The sequence below is a fragment of the Bacillus pumilus genome (assembly GCF_003431975.1).
Lineage (GTDB): Bacteria > Bacillota > Bacilli > Bacillales > Bacillaceae > Bacillus > Bacillus pumilus_N.
The window spans coordinates 837,383-856,237 of record NZ_CP027116.1 but is presented as its reverse complement, the minus strand read 5'-3'; the positions used below and the strand labels follow the sequence as shown (position 1 = coordinate 856,237).

At 41.1% G+C, this 18,855-nt stretch carries 16 protein-coding genes and 1 pseudogene; 4 read left to right on the top strand and 13 right to left on the bottom strand.

Going from position 1 to position 18,855, the window contains the following annotated elements; all coding sequences use genetic code 11:
• Positions 1-249: 249 nt before the first annotated feature.
• A complete protein-coding gene (locus C5695_RS04070) occupies positions 250-1,506 on the top strand; it encodes a helix-turn-helix domain-containing protein (protein ID WP_117729435.1) in 1,257 nt (418 codons plus the stop codon).
• A 36-nt stretch (positions 1,507-1,542) separates the two neighbouring features.
• Here the strand turns inward: C5695_RS04070 and C5695_RS04065 are convergent, their stop codons facing one another.
• The 3 genes from C5695_RS04065 to mprF form a co-directional block, all read right to left on the bottom strand.
• Complete coding sequence (locus tag C5695_RS04065) at positions 1,543-2,010, bottom strand: DCC1-like thiol-disulfide oxidoreductase family protein (protein WP_117729433.1); 468 nt, start codon at positions 2,008-2,010, stop codon at positions 1,543-1,545.
• Positions 2,011-2,346: 336 nt separating this feature from the next.
• Positions 2,347-2,895, bottom strand: a complete 549-nt coding sequence (locus C5695_RS04060; RefSeq protein ID WP_117729431.1) for a thioredoxin family protein — start codon at positions 2,893-2,895, stop codon at positions 2,347-2,349.
• 91 nt (positions 2,896-2,986) lie between these two features.
• Positions 2,987-5,557: a bifunctional lysylphosphatidylglycerol flippase/synthetase MprF gene (gene mprF, locus C5695_RS04055; RefSeq protein WP_117729429.1), complete on the bottom strand. Its 2,571-nt coding sequence runs from the start codon at positions 5,555-5,557 to the stop codon at positions 2,987-2,989.
• A 168-nt stretch (positions 5,558-5,725) separates the two neighbouring features.
• Between mprF and C5695_RS04050 the strand changes: the two genes are divergently transcribed.
• Positions 5,726-6,205, top strand: coding sequence for a MarR family transcriptional regulator (locus tag C5695_RS04050; RefSeq protein ID WP_117729426.1), 480 nt, complete (start codon positions 5,726-5,728; stop codon positions 6,203-6,205).
• Positions 6,206-6,227: 22 nt separating this feature from the next.
• On the opposite strand, the gene C5695_RS04045 is transcribed toward C5695_RS04050, so the two are convergent.
• The 3 genes and pseudogenes from C5695_RS04045 to C5695_RS04035 all read right to left on the bottom strand — a co-directional run bounded on the left by C5695_RS04045 (position 6,228) and on the right by C5695_RS04035 (position 8,073).
• Complete coding sequence (locus C5695_RS04045) at positions 6,228-6,512, bottom strand: hypothetical protein (RefSeq protein ID WP_117729424.1); 285 nt, start codon at positions 6,510-6,512, stop codon at positions 6,228-6,230.
• A 12-nt stretch (positions 6,513-6,524) separates the two neighbouring features.
• Positions 6,525-7,051, bottom strand: a pseudogene (locus C5695_RS04040) (YfiT family bacillithiol transferase).
• Positions 7,048-8,073, bottom strand: coding sequence for a zinc-binding alcohol dehydrogenase family protein (locus C5695_RS04035; protein WP_117729422.1), 1,026 nt, complete (start codon positions 8,071-8,073; stop codon positions 7,048-7,050). The pseudogene C5695_RS04040 and the gene C5695_RS04035 overlap by 4 nt, the downstream one beginning before the upstream one ends.
• A gap of 779 nt (positions 8,074-8,852) precedes the next feature.
• Here C5695_RS04035 and C5695_RS04025 point away from each other — a divergent pair.
• The gene (locus tag C5695_RS04025) at positions 8,853-10,205 is read left to right on the top strand and encodes an IS1182 family transposase (RefSeq protein WP_117729417.1); all 1,353 of its coding nucleotides are present in this window, start codon (positions 8,853-8,855) and stop codon (positions 10,203-10,205) included.
• 127 nt (positions 10,206-10,332) lie between these two features.
• Here C5695_RS04025 and C5695_RS04020 read toward each other — a convergent pair whose 3' ends face one another.
• Together C5695_RS04020 and C5695_RS04015 are read right to left on the bottom strand one after the other, a co-directional pair.
• The gene (locus C5695_RS04020) at positions 10,333-11,088 is read right to left on the bottom strand and encodes an anti-sigma factor (protein ID WP_117729414.1); all 756 of its coding nucleotides are present in this window, start codon (positions 11,086-11,088) and stop codon (positions 10,333-10,335) included.
• Positions 11,085-11,651, bottom strand: coding sequence for an RNA polymerase sigma factor (locus C5695_RS04015; protein WP_050944756.1), 567 nt, complete (start codon positions 11,649-11,651; stop codon positions 11,085-11,087). Before C5695_RS04015 ends, C5695_RS04020 begins: the two co-directional genes overlap by 4 nt.
• Positions 11,652-12,006: 355 nt before the next feature.
• Here C5695_RS04015 and C5695_RS04010 point away from each other — a divergent pair, with 355 nt between their 5' ends.
• Positions 12,007-12,333 (top strand): YnfA family protein, encoded by a 327-nt coding sequence (locus tag C5695_RS04010; protein ID WP_117729412.1) that lies wholly within the window; start codon positions 12,007-12,009, stop codon positions 12,331-12,333.
• 109 nt (positions 12,334-12,442) lie between these two features.
• Here C5695_RS04010 and C5695_RS04005 read toward each other — a convergent pair whose 3' ends face one another.
• From C5695_RS04005 to C5695_RS03985, 5 genes are all read right to left on the bottom strand, one after another.
• A complete protein-coding gene (locus C5695_RS04005) occupies positions 12,443-14,158 on the bottom strand; it encodes an ABC transporter ATP-binding protein (protein WP_117729410.1) in 1,716 nt (571 codons plus the stop codon).
• Positions 14,159-14,170: 12 nt separating this feature from the next.
• Positions 14,171-15,097, bottom strand: coding sequence for an ABC transporter substrate-binding protein (locus tag C5695_RS04000; protein ID WP_117729408.1), 927 nt, complete (start codon positions 15,095-15,097; stop codon positions 14,171-14,173).
• 110 nt (positions 15,098-15,207) lie between these two features.
• Positions 15,208-16,812: a helix-turn-helix domain-containing protein gene (locus tag C5695_RS03995; RefSeq protein ID WP_117729405.1), complete on the bottom strand. Its 1,605-nt coding sequence runs from the start codon at positions 16,810-16,812 to the stop codon at positions 15,208-15,210.
• 78 nt (positions 16,813-16,890) lie between these two features.
• Positions 16,891-17,931 carry an NAD(P)/FAD-dependent oxidoreductase gene (locus C5695_RS03990; RefSeq protein WP_117729403.1) on the bottom strand — a complete coding sequence of 347 codons (1,041 nt, stop codon included), beginning with the start codon at positions 17,929-17,931 and terminating at the stop codon, positions 16,891-16,893.
• A 153-nt stretch (positions 17,932-18,084) separates the two neighbouring features.
• Positions 18,085-18,714, bottom strand: coding sequence for a rhamnogalacturonan acetylesterase (locus C5695_RS03985; RefSeq protein ID WP_117729400.1), 630 nt, complete (start codon positions 18,712-18,714; stop codon positions 18,085-18,087).
• Positions 18,715-18,855: the final 141 nt, after the last annotated feature.

Below are 18,855 nucleotides of genomic sequence, written 5' to 3'. Positions count from 1 at the left end.
TTAATTGAAATTGATTCTCATTCACATTATAAACATCATTTCGAGCAGTTGCAAATGGTGTTACCCTTCCGGTCTGCTAAAAAGTTGTTTGAGTTTTTCAAGTAATGTTACAATCATATTACGTTTTAAACAAATTTTGAGAAAAAAACCAAGATGATGAAATGATATCAGGTATTCCCATTTTGTCTGATTCGGTTCTTTTGTCAAAAGGCTTTCAACCCATGATTGGAAGGGAGGCTTCTGGATGGAATGAAAATCAATATCGGGCAAATCATCAAGCTCTACCGTTATAAACAAAATATGACTCAATCTGAATTGGCAGAAGGAGTTTGTTCTGTCTCTCATTTAAGTAAAATCGAAAATGGCTCAAAGGAGGCCAATCAAGATACGATCAATTTACTGCTTGAACGGCTGGGCATCAGCCAAGAAACGCTCTCACAGAAGGCCCGTCACTTGCTGTCACTTTTGGATGAGTTTCAAATGAATATGTATTTCTATGCACTCGATCAAGCAGAACAAAATGCAGAAATGATCATTCAGCACGAGGAACAGTTCTTTTCGCTTGATTTAGGCATTCAGTATCATTTGTCCTTATTTCAATTTTATTTATTAACAGACAAGCAGCCACTCGCTTTAAAAACACACCGCGTGCTTAAAAAATTTGAAAAAACCTTTATTGAAACGGAAAAAGAAATTTTTGAATATCTAGATGGCATTCATATCATTAAAAATGGTCAGCTTGAAGAAGGCTTAAAAAAGCTTGAAAGCTGCTTCTCTTACGCTTCCATTGAACAAAGCGACCTATATTATCACTATGCAAAAGCACTTGGAAACATGGGACATCTTGGTGATGCACTTGAAGCGACACATCAAGCGATGGATTTATATAGACAAAAGAACAATTTCAAGCGGATTATTCATTGTACACTCATTCATGGTGTGATTTCACTGGAACTAAAAGCCTTTCAAACAGCGAAAAAATATTTAAAAGAGGTGATTTTGCACACTTCCCTATATCCTGATGCCTATATTAAAATGACGGCTTATTTTTATTATGGGGTGCTCTTAAAACGGGAAGGTGATTTCTCTTCAGCTGTACCTTATTTACTAGATTCACTCAATTACTTTAATCAAGAACAAATAGAAGAACGTTACTGTGAAACACTTTATGAGATTGCTACATTATATGCTGAATATGACCGCAAAAAAGCACTTCCCTACATACATGAGCTATTAAAACAGCCTCGTATTCAGCCAAACTGTTTATATTTGATCAAAATCTATAAATTGATGATTGAGGAAAACCCTCTTGATTTGAAAACCTATTTGATCGAAGCAGCCCTTCCTTACTTTAAGCACAATGAGCTGCACAGTGAGTACTTGTTTGCTCTGAGAACCTTGCTTTCCTATGCGGCTTCTGAGCTTGACGAACGTGCCTATATGTCTTATACGAAAACGCTGCTTGATCACTTAGCGTCTTACGTCCCCTATTACAAAAAAGCATGACCTTCGGCCGATCGAAGGTCATGCTTTTTCTCTTCATTATATGGTCTTCTGTTGATCTGTATCAGGACGGGTGACTTTTTCGACAGAATGAATGTACCGTTTTCTCGCAAAATAATCGTACGCATGCTGCCCAAAGCCTAACCAAATGCTGAGCACGATGAATGGGATCGTTCCCCATAGTGCAGGGATGTTGCAGGCAATTTTCAGCCAAGTATAGATCCCTGAATTTTTTTGATTTTTGGCTAAAGAAATAGACACGATTCGTTTTTCTGCTTTCTCTTCACTCATTTTATTCAGTCTGAGCAGCTGCGAATGCCTAAAGCATTCAAAGTGAATACGGTTCTTCCAATCAAGAGATTTTAACAAGTCAATTGCTTTTGCACACGAAGGACTTTGCCCGTCATAAAACACAAGCAGCCTAAGTGATTTGATGGAACGCTGTTCTCTTTTTTTCGATTCAGCGAGCTTCTTCTTTTCTTGATCGAGATAAATGATTTTTTTCATAGATTGATCGCCAGCCCTTTTCCGTCATTTGTTTTTTAGTTCGTTCAAAGGAGATTACAACTAGATTACTATAGTTGCTGGGCCTCTTGTATTGGGAAAAAGCAAACCAACGTGCGTTATATGAGCCTTTAGATAAGGGCAAAATTGAGGTTTTCATGGCATATATGAGGTTTTTCAACTAAAAGTGGTTGGGAAAATCGAGATGCTTTGCGGTTTTCTGCGGTATTTGATAGAATTCTGCGGTTTTTCTACATCTTTATGCGGCGTTTTGTAGGTGACACGCAAAAACAAGATAAAAAAAGACTACTTCCCGTTGCGGCGAAGTAGTCTTTTGGTTTATATTTTTGCCAAAACTTCTACTATTTCTTTCTCAATATCTTTCCATAAGTACCGATCTGTCGTATAGTGATGTGCGGCTTCTTTCGCAAATACTTGGAAAGCTTCTTCAAAATCAGGTGCATCTTTGTCTGGTTTTTTCTCATCAACAAAGCGCTGTGCTTCTGTTGAGCGTGGTCCCCATTTCCCCACTTCATTCCCGTCCTGATCAATAAAGACAATAATCGGAATCGATCTTGCGGTCCCGTTCGTTAAATACTGATCCATCAGGTCTAGATGCTCGTCCCGAATGAAATAGCGCGCATCGATGAGTGCTTCGCTTGCGATCCGCATGAAAATCGGTACATTGACCATTGCATCTCCGCACCAATCCGCAGTGATGACAAGCGCTCTAAGCTTTTTCTTTTGCAGCTTATGAAACAGCTCTTTTTCTTTTTGATGAATTGCGTACTGGTTGTACACAGTGAGTAGATTTTCCCGGTTTTTCTCCATGTTGTGTACGTATGTACGTTCAGCTAATCCCTTTGTAAACCATTCATTTAATGTCATATTTACATCCCCCTTACCTTTCAACTTTACCACTTTTGCTGTTCTTTTGTCTAAAAAAACCTTCACCTAGTGAAAGGTAAAGGTTTTGGATCTATGGACGCCTGCTGCGATTCGGGTCCATCCCAATCAGCTTGGTGACAAGCACCATTGTGACAGGCAGTGACGTATTTTTTTTATACGCTAAATATTTACCATGCCATTCAGGTTTATATTTCTGCTTAAACGACCGTAACCCGCTGAAGCTGTACATATATCTGACGTTGTTGAAAATAACACTGGCCAAACGCTCCGTGAGAAAGGACTGATGAAATGTTCCTACATTTGATAAAGGGGCCATTCCCATGTTAAAGGATTTATAGCCTTTTTCTTTCGCCCATTGAAATAGGTGGATAAACAGCGCATCCATCATCCCGTTCGGGGCATCATGCATATGACGCATTAAGTCGATGGAAATCTCCCCTTCTTGATACATCGGCATTAACGACACAAAAGAAATCATCACCCCTTGTTCATCCTTCAGAATTGCAATCGGTGCTTTTTGAAGATAGTCTTCTTGAAAGTAGCCGAGCGAAAACCCTTTTTCTTTTTTCTTTCCGAGCCAGCTGTCAGAGATTTGTTTTAAGGTTGCGATCAGCTCATCTGAATAAGGTGGTTCCAGCATTTCAAACGTATAGCCTTCTCGTTCAAACTTATTGGCAACAGCTCGTAAATTTGATTTTTTCTTACCAGAGAGAGAAAACGTTTCTAAATCGACCATAGCTTCTTCTCCAAGCTTAAAGAAGTGAAACCCTAAGTCATGATAGAGCGCCATCCCTTCCCGTTCCACTTGATAAAAAGCGACGCGATACCCTGCTTTTTCTGTCTGCTGTAAAAATTCCTCAAGTACAAGCGGAAAGGACGATTTACGTCCAGTTGGATCTCCAAGCACAATGACGCAGCGGCCGATTCGTCCAAACTGAAGCATCGCCTCTCCATCACTTGAGAAGAATAGTTTTTTGTCGCCTAAAAAGCCAAGATGACTGAGGGCATTTCCACCCTTTTCTTCTAAAAACGTTTTTAATTTTTCCTCATCTGCTTCTTCTCCAATAGGAAATGCTTTTTTATTAAAAATCAATTTACTAATGAAAAAGAAAAGTGGTACACCAATGAGAGCAATCATGCTCGTCATCGTAATATGCCGTTCATTATGCACCAAGTAATCCTTACTCAAGAAATGCCCGATTTTCGTCCAAATAAAATTGCCAATGACATTATAGTTGAACAAAACGAGTAAATATCCAGCAGCAGCCGCTACAAACTGATACAAGGAATAAGGTGCCTGCTGCTTCACAAATTGATTTCGAAGAGAGACAAACACTGCCATGATGACTGGCAGAATAAAGATGAGACTCAGGTTAAACCCTTTTAACAAAGTAAACACAAATCCGCCTGCAAGGGCGATCATCGTCAATACGTACGATCTTTTCGTTCGTTTATACACTTCAATGGACAAAACCATCAAGATAATGCCGAACATTAAAGAAAGACCATTAAATCCTGATAATAGAAAACGCGGAATGCTCGTAATCACGCCTAATCGATCGACAGGAAGCACAACAGACGCCATAATGAGCAACCCGCTTCCAAAGGTTAAGATCGATAAAGATCCGTACAATAGACGGATTAATAGAGCACGGTGCAACACAATTAAGACGTTCGTTGTTTCTACGGCAGGTGCCATTCTCGGATTGCCTTCAAGACGTCTAAGCGTCGTTCCCGTTAAGTCGTAAGCGGCTAAGCAAAGCCCGAGAATAAACGGGAAAATCGAGTAAACGAAGCGGTACAAAACGAGCGCCGTCAGTACCATCTCTTTATCAAACCCAATGTACTGCATGCTCAGTAAGAAGATGAGATCAAATGAACCAAATCCGCCTGGAACCATACTGATTAAACCGCCGATTGATGCAATCGCAAATACCCCTAATACAATCCGGACATCGACATTCATCCCCATAGAGACGACAGCCATGTACATGACAAGACCAGCTGCCAGCCATTCTAAAAACGATGCACCGATATAAGCGTAAATCGGATGCTTCAGACCACTTTCACCGCTCTCAATCGAGCTTTTTCGAATGGATGCCATAATGATATAAATGGGCACAATACAGGCAAAGATAATCACAAAGGCCCATAGCCACGGCTCTTGGCTAATAATACTTTCTACAGGAAGAACCCTCACCAAGATCAGATCACTGAAAATAGATAACCCTAAAAGAACCGAGGAAGTCAAAAGGGCGATGCCTTTCAACAGTTTTTTTGTATCAGTTATGTACTCCTTATATAGAAGCGTTCTTAGCCCTGCTCCTGATAGACCGCCGAATCCAAGGACACTGTTAAAGGAGTTCGCAATCCAAGAAATGCGAATCGTTTTCCAGCCGCTAATGGGCATATCAAGACTTCTTCTTAAAATAAAATCATATAAGGACATTGATAACACTGCGACAAGTCCAAGAAAGACAAGAATAAACAAGTCCATTCGATTCAAGCTGTCAATAATATAAAAGGTTTTTTTAATGGAAAGGCCGCTCAGCTCTTGCTTGGCGACAAAAATTAAGACAAGGATAATGACGATCGGAAAAAGCATTTTTAAAATCGTCATACCCGTTTTTTTGTTCCACATGTTTTTCCCAACTTTCTAAGTTGCTTCATTTATTTCGACTGAACATTATTATACAACAAATACCACTTGATTCATGCAGTTTAACATTCAAAAGCTTGACGAACCTTTCAATTAGAAGTGAAAATCAGTAATATAGAGAAAAGAGCCGCTTAAAGGAAGTGAACAAGCGTGGAATATAATATTCATGACACCACCGTATTAAAAGAAGAGATTCTATCTCCGGAGGAAAAAAAGACATGGGTGCTTTATATGAAAGTCCTCACAGCTGCAGGTCTTGGAGATGTTTCAGAATGGATGAAGCTCGATATGAGTATGCCTCAAATGAAGGTGCTCATGCTGCTCAATAACCATGGCTCTCTCAAGGTATCCGAAATTGCTGAAAAAATGGGCGCTTCTTTGTCCAATATGACAGGTCTGCTTGACCGTTTAGAACAGTCTAACTTTGTTGAACGGAAACACTCTGAGCGTGACCGGAGAATGATTGTCGTAGAACTGACAGAGGAAGCGAAGAATATTTTCAGAAGCATTTATCAAAAAGGACACGAAAAAATCAAAAATTCCCTGCAACGGCTCAATGACGAGGAAAAAGAAAAAGTCAACGAAGGCCTAGCCATTTTGGAAAAAGCACTGCGTCCTGAACGCGGCTAAACATGAATAGGAAAAAAGACGGTCACTTGAGGTCCGTCTTTTTTATGTCTTCTTCTACTTGTTTATCTGAGAGGATGAACGTTTTTTGAAGAACTTCCCTGTCATCCCATAAAAGATAAGCTAGACCGATGATGAGAAAAAGGATACTAATCCACGTACCACCAGGCAGCAGCTGTTCAAGTTCCTCTATCGTTCTTTCTGAGCCTAAGCTGTTACTATAACGGATCTCAAAAAGCACATATTTCGCTAAATAAAACAATGCCGCCATACAGATGAACATAGCGCCGACAATTCTTCTACCAGACATGTGTTTACTTCTTTAATTCCACTGATTTCTTTTGATTAATTCCGTGATATGAGCAAGATGATGCTTTGAATGCCAGACATACATGCCTGTTGCATCATATAAGGAAACGGTTTGTTGATCGGCTGGATGATAATAAGTTGCGTTGAAATCTTCCTCTGACATCCCTCGAAGTAACGTGACCCATCTGTGATGCAGACTGCTGATCAAGGGCAGTGATACACTGATGGGCGCCTTGCTGTCTGGAAGCTCGGCGAATCCCTGCTGATCATATGGACGTATGTCCGGTGTTTCTTCTGTGAGCGCCAGTTTGAATCGCAGATAAGCATTCAGGTGACTGTCTGCAACGTGGTGAATGAGCTGACGGACAGTCCATCCCCCGGCCGATAAGGTGTATCCAGCTGAACATCTGTCAAATGATTGGTGACCGCTTCATATTGTTGTGGAATTGCGGCCAACTGATCAATCCATGCCTCAAGCTGTTCCTTTGTTTTATTTTCAACCGGTTCATATAAGCCAATCGGATATTGTAAGGACGTCATACGCTCTCCCCTTTCTCAAATCCTTCTAGCACAAATTTGCCAATCATCTTTCCTTGCTCAAGTGTTTGATGTGCCTGCTTCAAATGAGCAGCATTGATCGGACTGAGCACCTTTGTTAAGGTATGCGTTAATGTTCCCTGTTCAAATAACTCAGCCGCCTCTGTCAAAAGCTCATGCTGTTTGATCATGTCCGCTGTTTTGTACATAGGTCGTGTGAACATGAACTCCCATACAAATGCAGCACTTTTATTTTTGAGTAATTGGATGTCTAGGTTGTGCTGATTCTCAACAATCGTACAGATCGTGCCTTGGGGTTTTATGGCTTCTGCCATGCCTTTGAAATGTCCGTCTGTATCATTCAAGCATAAAATAAAATCCACTTCACCTATTCCTTTTTCAGTGAGTTGCGCGAGAAGCGGCTGATGATGGTCAATGATATGATCAGCACCTAATGACAGACACCACTTTTTTGTTTCAGGTCTTGATGCAGTGGCGATCACAGTGGCATTCGCTAATTTGGCTAGTTGAATGGCGATAGAACCTACTCCGCCTGCACCACCGATGATCAGCAGTGTTGCCCCTTCTGCATTTCTCTTCATATGCATCCGGTCAAATAGCGCTTCATATGCCGTAATGGTCGTAAGCGGCATCGCCGCAGCTTCTGCAAAGGAGAGATTGGCAGGCTTTTTCGCCACAATCCGTTCATCCACAAGCTGATACTCACTATTAGAGCCTTGACGCGTGATATCTCCCGCATAGTACACGTGGTCACCAGGCTGAAACAATGTACAAGATTCGCCGACTTCAACAACCGTGCCGCTTGCATCGTAGCCAAGAATTTTCAGCTTTTCTTCTTTCTGATCCTTCGGTGACCTCACCTTTGTATCAACTGGATTCACTGACACAGCCTCTACCTTCACCAGTACATCCCTGCCCGTTGCTTTAGGCTTTTCTACTTCCTGATCCATCAGGCTTTGCTCATGCTCAATCGGTAAGTACTCCAATAGTCCAACAGCTTTCACTCACTCGCACTCCCTTTCTCCATTCTTTCTTTCCACATTTTATCATAATTTTCTGATGTTTATAGATAGATCAAACGAGTGATTGCACATTTAGGATCTCTTTAATGCCTTCCTCTCCCTCGCTATATAAGAAGGACGAGCCCTTTGCAATGAAGGAACATAGGAGAACCAGCTTTTGGATTTAAAGAATAGCTGAACGTAATAAAACTGGATGTGTTGCAGGAAAACAATGATGAAGAAAAAAGAAATGAAGAAGAGGTTAGACATATTTGCTATCCCCTGTATCCATTCGTTTATAAAAAACACCACAAAACTGATCATCATCAGCTGTTCAAGCCTTTGCACGATCTGGGTCAAAACATGTCCTCGTTTCGATAGATCACCAGACTGGTGCTTTCTGATCTTTCTTGATTTATAAAACCAAATGATACTTTCGGCTAAGTTATGAGTGATAAAAAGTGTAATGAGCGTAATGAATAAAAACGATGGGCGATAAAAGAATGGGATCAAAAATGGGATGACAAGAAAATATATGGCAACACAAGCGTGTCTCACTGATAAGAGAAATAGTTCTTTTTCTATGTATGGTTTCATCTGTTTCACCTCCATATGTACTACGCCTTATCTGTCAAAAAGTTCCCTCTGACTATCAAAAAAGGATGCCAAAAGGCATCCTCAGGCTGTCGAGAAAATCTCGACAGCTTTATTTTTCCCCTTAAACTTTCCATCTCCTCATTTTATAATAGAGAAAAACCCACTTAAGGAAGGTGTTTTTTCTCATGTTCCACACTAGAAATTCTTCTCAGCACGAAGCCGAATTTGTATTGCTAGATCAACTGGTCGAAGAGGATCACCTGCTTCGTAAAATTGATCAATACATTGATTTTTCATTTATCGTAGATAAAGTAAAACCCTATTATAGTGAAAATAAAGGTCGTCCTTCTCTTGATCCGCTTATTTTGTTCAAAATGATGTTTATCGGATACCTGTACGGTATCCGTTCTGAAAGACAACTCGAAAAAGAAATTTACTATAACATGGCGTATAGATGGTTTTTAGGTTTGAACATCAATGATCCCGTTCCCCATCACTCCACTATTAGTTGGAATCGTCGTACTCGATTTAAAAATACAACGATTTTTCAAGACATTTTCGATGAGATTGTGCTTCAAGCTATCAATCATGATATGGTAGGAGGTCGCGTTCTTTTTACTGATTCAACTCATCTTAAAGCCAATGCTAATAAACATAAATATACGAGAAAAACGATTGAACAAGATACCCAGAACTATATCAATGATTTAGAAGAAGCAGTCCAAGAAGATCGGGTGGCACATGGAAAAAAGCTCTTAAAGGTAAAAGAGGAGGTGAAAACAGAAAAAGACATTCGTCAAAGTATGACTGATCCTGAAAGTGGCTATCTATATCGCGAAAACAAGCCAGAAGGCTTTTTCTATCTAGATCATCGTACAACGGATATGAAGTACAATATCATCACTGATGCTCATGTCACACCTGGAAATGTCCATGATTCTGTCCCGTATCTTGATCGATTAGATCACCAAATCGCACGATTTGGTTTTCAAGTAGAAGCTGTTGCGCTTGATTCAGGTTATTTGACAACACCAATCTGTAAAGGTTTATCTGATCGACATGTTTTTGGTGTCATTGCCCATAGACGTTTTCATCCAACAAGAGGGTTATTTGAGAAGTGGAAATTTCAGTATGATTCTGAACATGATCATTACATATGCCCACAGGGTGAGAAGCTTTTATATACGACAACTGATCGAAAAGGTTATCGATTCTACAAATCAGATCCTAAAAAATGTGCATCGTGTCCTTTCCTTGAAAGATGCACAAGGTCGAAAAATCATCAAAAGGTCATCTCAAGACACATATGGGAAGAACATAAAGAAAAGATCAGACAGAATCGGTTAACTGTCTCTGGAAAAGAGCTATATAAAAAAAGAAAAGAAAAAATAGAGCGAAGCTTTGCAGATTCAAAACAACTGCATGGGCTTCGCTACTGCCGGTTGAGGGGAAAACAAAACGTGAGTGAGCAAGTTCTCCTCACAGCTGCGTGCCAGAACATGAAAAAGATTGCCACACACCTAGCGAAGCTAGGCTAGGTGTGTGGGAAGCCTTTTTCATTAATTTTCATCCATCATACTTACGCTAAAAATAAAAAAGATTGTAGAAAAACATGAGTTTCTCTACAATCTGAGGATGCCAAAAGGCATCCTTCCTGAATCATATTTAAAATGCAGCGCTTAGTACGACAGGTCCTTGCGGCAGCTTGTTATCCTTTTTTGGTTCAAGGGTGACTGCCACGGTATCCCATGATTCGCTCGCTTCTTTTTCAGATAACGCATAGGTGACAGTTCCTTCTCCTTTGTTATCTGTTTTAAAGGCACCAGCTGGCACGGGCTGATCTCCTTTAATGAGCCATACTTGATAAACAGCAGATGAATCAAGCTGACCCTTTAATCCGTCTGCACTCACAACTAGTTCTTTTTTGCCGTTATGCTCAATCACTGAAAAAGCACCTGCTGTTTTTGGTGATTCGGCTGATGTCAGTGATTTTGTCGCAACAACCCTTACAGGTTCTTCCGCTTGTTCTTTTCCATTTGTTAAGAAATACACGTTTCCAGCTGCTGAAATGAGAAGCAGTGCGGCAACAAGCGGCAACAGCCATTGCTTTCGTTTCTTTTGCATCGGTCTGACCTCATTTGGTTCACGTGCGACCTTGAGCTCTTTCTTCTGGTCATTCTTTTCTTCGACGGTCTCTGATGTCTCTTCTTCAAACACCTGGGATAAAATGCGGCCCTTCATCCCTGCCGGAGGTGCTTGGTCATCTGCTAGAAATGGAATGTCAGACATGAGCGATGTCAATTCTTCAAGCTCTTCTTTGCAAGCTGAACAGTGCTTGATGTGCTCTTCAAATTGCGCTTTTTCTTCTCCTTGTAAATGCCCGTTGAAATAATCAATCACTTGATGTTTACACTGAGTCATGCCTCTTCCTCCTTTCCTCCGCGAGACAGTCTCGTCCGTAAGTGCTTCAATGACAATCGAACCCTTCCCTTCACCGTTCCAATGGGGATGCCTAGCTTTTCTGCAATGCTTTTTTGTGTCATTCCTTTAAAATAGACATCTTCTATGATGGTTTGCTGTTCTTTTGACAGTGTAGATACTGCTTCACGTATGATTTGTTTTTCCTCGTTCCATTCGACTTCCTTTGATACATCTTCTTGATGATCAGCTAAATATTCAATATGCTCATCTTCAAGTGCCGTTTCGTTCCGGTGCTTTCTTAGGAGATCAATGGCTGTGTTCCGTGACATCATGAATAACCACGAGGAGAATTTCCCTTTATCCGTATGGTATTCTCCTATGCCGCGCCAGAGCTTGATAAAGACTTCTTGAAGCACTTCCTCCGCAAGCTCACGGCTTCCAGTCATTTTATAAATAAACGAATATAACACACGTTCATAACGATCATACAGCACTTCAAGCGAAGGCTTATGACGATCAAATTTGATCTTGTGATATAGCTCAGAATCTTTCAGTGTATCCATGGTCATCTCCTCCCTTTTTCATGAGAAAGAGCATGCTGCATTCATCATGAAATCCTTCACGTATTGCTTATCACTCGATTTGCTGAAATAAGCCTACTTTGTACTTTACTCTTTTTCCAAGGAGAAAAAAAGAGCGCCGAAAAAGGAAGTGTGCTCCCATGAGAATGTACTTACTATACGAAAGGAAAGATCATTTGGATCACCTATATCCAAAAAGTCAAGAATCCATGTGTTTCCATTCTCTGTTCAGTTGATTTTAGCAAACTCTCCTTTCCCTCACAATGTAAATGAAGTAGCACGCATTTTTTCAGCATGTCATAATAGAAGACAATGAATCGAATTGGAGTGTCCTTACATGATGTTGACGATCGTTCTTTTTTTATTAGCAGGAATAGCAGAAATTGGCGGCGGCTATCTTGTGTGGCTTTGGCTGCGTGAAGCCAAACCTGTCAGCTTTGGGATCGCTGGCAGCCTCATCCTCGTCGCTTATGGGGTCATCCCTACCTTCCAGCAGTTCCCCGCCTTTGGACGGGTTTATGCGGCATATGGCGGCATATTTGTGGTTCTTGCTGTGTTTTGGGGCTGGTGGGTCGATCGAAAAACGCCTGATTTCTATGACTGGATGGGTGCTTTGATCTGTTTGGCTGGGGTCAGTGTGATGTTATTTGCGCCTCGCAATTAATGTAATGAGCTGAATCAGGGGTCATTGTGAGTAATGGGTTTCAGGACTAGGAACCGATGCGATGGTTTGTCTATACACTGAAAGCCGGCAATATGCCGGCTTTTCTCTTCTATATTCTAAATTGTGTTTCATATAACCGCCGATACATTCCGTCCATTTGAAGAAGGTCTTCGTGCCTTCCTTGCTCTTTTATGCCTTCTTTTGTTAAAACAACAATGCGATCGGCATGTTGTATAGTGGCTAGACGATGCGCAATGATAAACGTTGTTCGTCCTTCAGCCAGTTCTTCAAGTGATGCTTGGATAAAGGACTCTGTCTCCGTATCAAGCGAAGATGTAGCTTCGTCTAAGATAAAAATTGGCGGATTTTTAAGGAAAATACGCGCAATGGAAATCCGCTGCTTTTGTCCGCCAGATAACATCATCCCGCGCTCACCTATGATCGTATCCAGCCCTTTTGGCAAGCTATTCACAAGATCTTTCAATTGAGCCTTCTCTACTGCCTCCCATACTTCCTCATCAGATGCCTGTAGTTTTCCATATAAGATGTTTTCGCGAATTGTTCCATGGAATAAATAGATATCTTGCTGCACGACACCAATTTGACTGCGAAGTGACGGGAGTGTCATCTTTCTTGTCTCAATACCATCAATCGTAATGGTCCCTTCCTGCCATTCGTAAAAACGAGGCAGCAGACTGCAAAGCGTAGATTTTCCAGCACCAGAAGGACCTACGATGGCAATCGTCTCCCCCTGTTTGACCTCAAGGTTGATGTCATGCAGAACAGGTTTCCCTGATTCATATTGGAAAGACACATGCTCAAATACAATATCGCCTTTTAAATGATTGACTTTGATTGCATCATCAACATCCTTTTCATCTGGCGATTGATCGATGAGTGATGCGAATCGTTTAAAGCCCGCTGCACCTTTTGGATACATTTCAATGACAGCATTGATTTGTTGAATAGGTCCTAAGAAGATGCCTGTTAAAAGAACAAATGAAACAAATTCTCCATACGTCATATTTTTTTGCAATACGAACCATGCACCACATACAAGACCAAAAACTGTAACACTTTTAATGAGAAAATGGCTTACAGCTGTGTGGACTGCCATCATTTGATAAGTGGCTAGTTTTGTTTCTCTAAACTGCTGGTTATGTTCAATAAAACGATCCATTTCATGTGTCTCATTCCCGAATGCTTTCACAACACGTATTCCACTAATATTGTTTTCAACACGTGAGTGGAATCGTCCAATACTTGAGAACATTTTATCAAAAGCAGCGGACATCTTTTTCGTAAAATAGACGGATAATCCTATAAGGAATGGAACGACAATAAAGGTGAGAACCGCAAGCTGCCAGTTAATAGATAGCATAAGCCCAAAGGCACCAGTCAGTGTCATCACCGCAATAAATAAATCCTCTGGACCATGATGAGCGATTTCTCCAATATCCATTAAATCATTTGTCATACGAGAGACGAGCTTTCCCGTTTTCTTTTGGTCAAAGAAGCGAAAGGACATTCTTTGCACATGAGAAAATAACTGGTTCCTCATATCCGTTTCAATATTGATGCCTAATTTATGGCCAAAATAAGTGACAACGTAATGCATAGTGGAGCTGATGACATATAAAATGAGGAGCATGCTTCCCCAGAACCAAATGGCTTCCCAATCCCCATTTGGCAGCAAGTCGTCCATGACTTTACTTATTGCGAGTGGAAAGGATAATTCGAGTAACGCAGCCAGCACCGCACAGGAAAAATCTACGATAAACAGACCCATATATGGTTTGTAGTATGATAAGAAACGCTTTAACAATGGACGGACCTCCTACCGCTCGGACAATTCTGTCAATATGTCGGCAAACTTTTCAGCTTGGTTCGCTACTGCAATCGGGTCATACGGCCAAAAGAACTCTGCATCCAGTTGGTAGGTTTGCTCTTTTTTGACAGCTTTTAAACTCTTCCAGATGGAATTATTTTTATCAAATGTCCCGCCATTGGATTCATCAATGAATATATAATCTCCAGCATATTTCGGAAGGGTTTCATAAGAGAGTACTTCGTAGCCTGTCTTGCTGTTTAAAATTGTATCTTCGACCTCTTTTGGTGGGTTCATTTTCAATTGTTGATATAGCGCCTGTCCACCTCGGTAAATTCCGTTCCCATACACATACACATCATTTTTAAATGCGCCCATGATGGAGACTGTTTCATTTTTCTTTAATGCAGAATTTACTTTTTTTCGAGCTGCTTCAATTCGTCGATCAAAGGAGGCGAGAAACGTCTTTCCTTCCTCTTCTTTGTTTAACACCTTTGCCAAAGCCGTGATTTCTTCGTGTGCGTCTTTGAATGAATTGTAAGGATATACAAGTGTTGGCGCTATTTTTTTATACACATCATAGACCTTTTCATCCTGTACGGCTGTGATAATCAGATCAGGCTTTAGACTAAGAACTTTTTCAGCTGAACGTTCGTCACTGATATCCTCAATTCCTTTGATCTTGTCCTTCAAATGGACATTCTTTAAATCTTGTGTCGTTGCACCTACAGGGTGAACATCCAATGCAATTGCACTGCCTAAATATCCATCTATAAGAATGCGTTTTGGGTTCGCTGGAATGTCGATTTTCCCTTTTACAGTCTCAATGGTTTTTGTTTGCTGCTTTGTTTCTGCCGTTTTGTCTTCTTCTTTTTTACCACAGGCTGACAATACCAGGATTAAGATGACAGCACATATCCAATATGTTTTTTTCATATGAGTATTCCTCCTTCATTTCCCTGACACAAATGAGAATAGTTATCAATTACTAGTCTCATGTATTCTATCAACCTCATGGGAAGCGGTCTATGGAGGATTCTCTCAACTTACATATGGACAATTGTTGGATAGGTTTTCTGTGTCAATTTGGAGACGAAACGATTGATTAAAAGAAGCGCCCGCTCCCCTTCATCAAATCGAAATTCCTCTAGCTTTAGCGGATAGAAGGTTCCGTTTTTTACAGCAGACAATTGACGGAGAACATCGCTTTCCTCCAGCCGTTTATCCATTTGTTCATACCACCCATGTTGAACCCCTGCAATAAAAAACATATGATCCGCCTCGTATTCTCTTAGCCTCTCTAAAGGAATAACTGTATGTTGATTCGGGCGAAGAACTTCTTCTTGAATCGCCTTTGGAGGCTTTAAGCCAAGCGTTTCGTAAAGATAGAAGGAACCTCTTGCCTGATAAGACCAAATGTACACTTTGTCATGTCCTCTCATTTCATAAATCGCGACTGTCTCTCCTTTTTCCCTAAAGGAAGATAAATCATCTCTCGCTTTTTGACTCAGATATTCGAAGCGTCTCACCCAATCATCTGCCTCTTTCTCTCTTCCTAACAGACGCCCTGTAAATAAGACCTCTTGTACAGCATGACCACCACCATATGGCAGAACAAGTACAGGTGCAATCCGCTCCAACCGTTTGATCAATGCAGGCTTTGAATAATAATAGTTAGGGATGATGATTAAATCTAATTGAAGTGATTTGAATATGTCATCTGGCGTGTGTTCATCTATGACCAGAGAACCGGGCAACTGATCTTTGAGTATATCTGAATGAAGAAAGGTTTCTCGGTCAATGCAGACAGGTCGAATGCCTAATGCGACCAATGATCCGGCAAATTGAAAAGCTGCAATCCGCTCTGGTCTTCGATTGTTTCTGAACTGACTAGGGGACCTCCCTGTCTTCTGCTTGAATATCCTGCTGAAATATAAACTGTCTGTATAGCCCACTTGCCGCGCAATCATTTGAATTTGATCATCTGTTTGCAGAAGACGTTTTTTTGCTTCATCTATTCGAATTTGTGCAATATAGTCAGTCACACTCTGTCCCATACTTTGTTTGAAAAAAGTCGAAAAATAACTCTCATGAAAGCCCATCTTATGGGCTAAGTCTTTTCTTGTTAGCTTTTGCTCATAATGCTCAGCCATATACTGCAAAATCATTTCAATAGAATAATGCACCTTTTCAGTGTATGGCTTGGATTGACGCTGAAAAATGCGCATGATGTCCTCCAGCCACTTCACCTGTTCTTGAATGCTTTGACTCCTCTTCATTTGTTTGATGTAGGAAAAAAGGGTGGCAGAGCCTTTAACGATTTCTCCATTATCCGGGAGATCATCATAATTCACCTTATAGACCAATTCATTTTGTGCATCATTTGCCAAGGTAAATTGGTCAAATATGACAGTATGAATCACCACCTGTTCGCTGGATAAAGATTGGATAATGACGTTTATACCTGAGCGGATCAACATGCTATCTTTTGCGTTTAGCTCATATTCCAATCCTTCCATCTCAATTAACACAGATCCATCACTTGTCAAGAACATAGGTGAAGCTGTCAGCCAGGAGACCGTTTGTTTGACAGAAAGAGATCGCTCTCTGCTCTCTTTCATGCGCAGAATGGTATGAGTACGGGTTGTCATTTTCTCTTTCTCCTTCCATATAAAAAAAGTGCTAAAATAAACGACATTTTAGCACTTCAATGGTTGACTGAAGGGTGTTTAACGAGCTCCAGCCGTTTGCAATTCTTTGTTTTTCTCTTTAAAGCGTTCGTTATGTGAGGAAACGTATGCCACTTTTTCAGCTTCTGGTTCGATGTAAAGCTTTGCGCTATTAAGCGCATTGACTCCGTCAACAAACGTCCCAGCAATTAAGCGAACCTTGCTTTTATGTGTACATAAATCGCCTACTGCATAGACGCCGGGTAAATTGGTTTCCATTTTTTCATTGACCTCGATCAGTCCCCATTCACCTTGCTTGAGTCCCCATTCGGATAGAATACTTAAATCGCCTTTCATGCCATGGTTGACGATGACAGCGTCTGTTTCCATTCGCTCGATTTCGCCTGTCTCTATGTTTTGGATGGACACAGCATCAATTTTATCGCCTTGACCGTGAAGCTCTGTCAGTTCATGCGGGGTTAAAATTCGTGTGCAAGATGCCTTCATGTGGGCGACATTTTTCTCATGTCCGCCAAACATATCACGGCGATGCACGACGGTGACACTTTCAGCAATTGGAACAAGGGCATTTGCCCAGTCAACCGCAGAATCGCCGCCTCCAGAGATGACCACACGCTTTCCTGCAAAAGTCTTTAGCTCCTGCACGGTGTAATAAAGGTTTGTCACTTCATAGCGGTCTGCATGCTCGATTTCAAGTTTCCGCTGGACAGGAATGCCGTGGCCCATCGCTAAAATGAGGGTCTTCGTCAAATGGCGATCACCATTTTCAGCCGTCAACAAAATATTATGATGTTCATCGCGCTCAAATGTCGTGATTTTCTGATTCAGTGCAATCTCTGGTTCAAATGTTTTCGCCTGCGTCTCCAGCTGCTGAATGAGCTGTTCTCCTCTTGTTGGCGGCAAACCGCCTACATCCCAAATGACCTTTTCAGGATACAGTAGGATTTTTCCTCCAAGGCTTTCGTTATACTCCAGTACCTTGGTCTTTAAGTCCCGCATCCCACTATAAAAGGCGGTGTACATTCCTGCTGGACCGCCGCCAATAATGGTGACGTCAAACAATTCAAGCTGATCTGTCATTTGAGTCCCTCCAGTTTTTCATCGATTGATCTATTTTTAAGTGATATTGATTCTCATTATCATATGTATCTATTGTAGTCTACACTGATGAAGGGAATCAATAGCTTTCTGCAAAAAAAGAACAGGACGAGCGCTCACTCGTCCTGTCATCCATCACACAATCGTTAACCCAAGGTCTTTTAATTCAAGAGAAACAAGTCGTGCGATCGCATCTGCTCCTTCTTTTGTAAAGTGCGTACGATCCTCTATGCCAGTTGATAGCATAAAGTAAGAAGTCGTTTTCTCGATACCGGAAATTTGATAAAACTGAAGGCTTGCCGTATTTAAATCGACGAGAAGGACCTCTTCTTCATCAGCTAATTCCTTCATAGCGGCACAGTAATCAGGGAAATCATTGATATATTCTCCGTCTTTTTCATGAAATCGCCCGACTGGCGTTAATAAAAGCGGTGTTGCTCCTTTTGCTCTTGCTCCATGAATATATTGAGACAAATAGCTTTTATACGTCGTGAAAGGATCTGTATGTCGTTCGGGCTTCTCCGTTGAAGCATCATTGTGACCCATTTGTGTGAACAGCCAGTCCCCAGGCTGAATGTCAGCCAATATGTCATCAAGCCGTCCTTCTTCAATGAATGTTTTTGAGCTTCTTCCACCGATTGCACGGTTTTCGGCGCTTACGCCGTGCGCTGTATAGCGATGTAAAAACTCTCCCCATCCTCCTTGAACAGGACGATCAGGGTAAGATGAAACGGTTGAATCACCAGCTAAATAGATGGTAGTCATGTTCATACGCCCCCTTTTTCATATAGCCACTTTTTATAAGCGATGCGGACACCCAAATGGCTGATGAAAAGATATGAAACAATTAGCACCGCTCCTTCATTCATTCTCTTTTTGATGATCAAAACCCTGCTTATTAGTAGA

Coding starts and splice junctions, on each gene's coding strand:
- mprF (WP_117729429.1), bottom strand. CDS start 5,557: ATGTGGAACAAAAAAACGGGTATGACGATTTTAAAAATGCTTTTTCCG.
- C5695_RS04010 (WP_117729412.1), top strand. CDS start 12,007: ATGATGTTGACGATCGTTCTTTTTTTATTAGCAGGAATAGCAGAAATT.
- C5695_RS04045 (WP_117729424.1), bottom strand. CDS start 6,512: ATGTCTGGTAGAAGAATTGTCGGCGCTATGTTCATCTGTATGGCGGCA.
- C5695_RS04020 (WP_117729414.1), bottom strand. CDS start 11,088: ATGACTCAGTGTAAACATCAAGTGATTGATTATTTCAACGGGCATTTA.
- C5695_RS04060 (WP_117729431.1), bottom strand. CDS start 2,895: ATGACATTAAATGAATGGTTTACAAAGGGATTAGCTGAACGTACATAC.
- C5695_RS03990 (WP_117729403.1), bottom strand. CDS start 17,931: ATGACAGATCAGCTTGAATTGTTTGACGTCACCATTATTGGCGGCGGT.
- C5695_RS03995 (WP_117729405.1), bottom strand. CDS start 16,812: ATGACAACCCGTACTCATACCATTCTGCGCATGAAAGAGAGCAGAGAG.
- C5695_RS04025 (WP_117729417.1), top strand. CDS start 8,853: ATGTTCCACACTAGAAATTCTTCTCAGCACGAAGCCGAATTTGTATTG.
- C5695_RS04000 (WP_117729408.1), bottom strand. CDS start 15,097: ATGAAAAAAACATATTGGATATGTGCTGTCATCTTAATCCTGGTATTG.
- C5695_RS04065 (WP_117729433.1), bottom strand. CDS start 2,010: ATGAAAAAAATCATTTATCTCGATCAAGAAAAGAAGAAGCTCGCTGAA.
- C5695_RS04070 (WP_117729435.1), top strand. CDS start 250: ATGAAAATCAATATCGGGCAAATCATCAAGCTCTACCGTTATAAACAA.
- C5695_RS04015 (WP_050944756.1), bottom strand. CDS start 11,651: ATGGATACACTGAAAGATTCTGAGCTATATCACAAGATCAAATTTGAT.
- C5695_RS03985 (WP_117729400.1), bottom strand. CDS start 18,714: ATGACTACCATCTATTTAGCTGGTGATTCAACCGTTTCATCTTACCCT.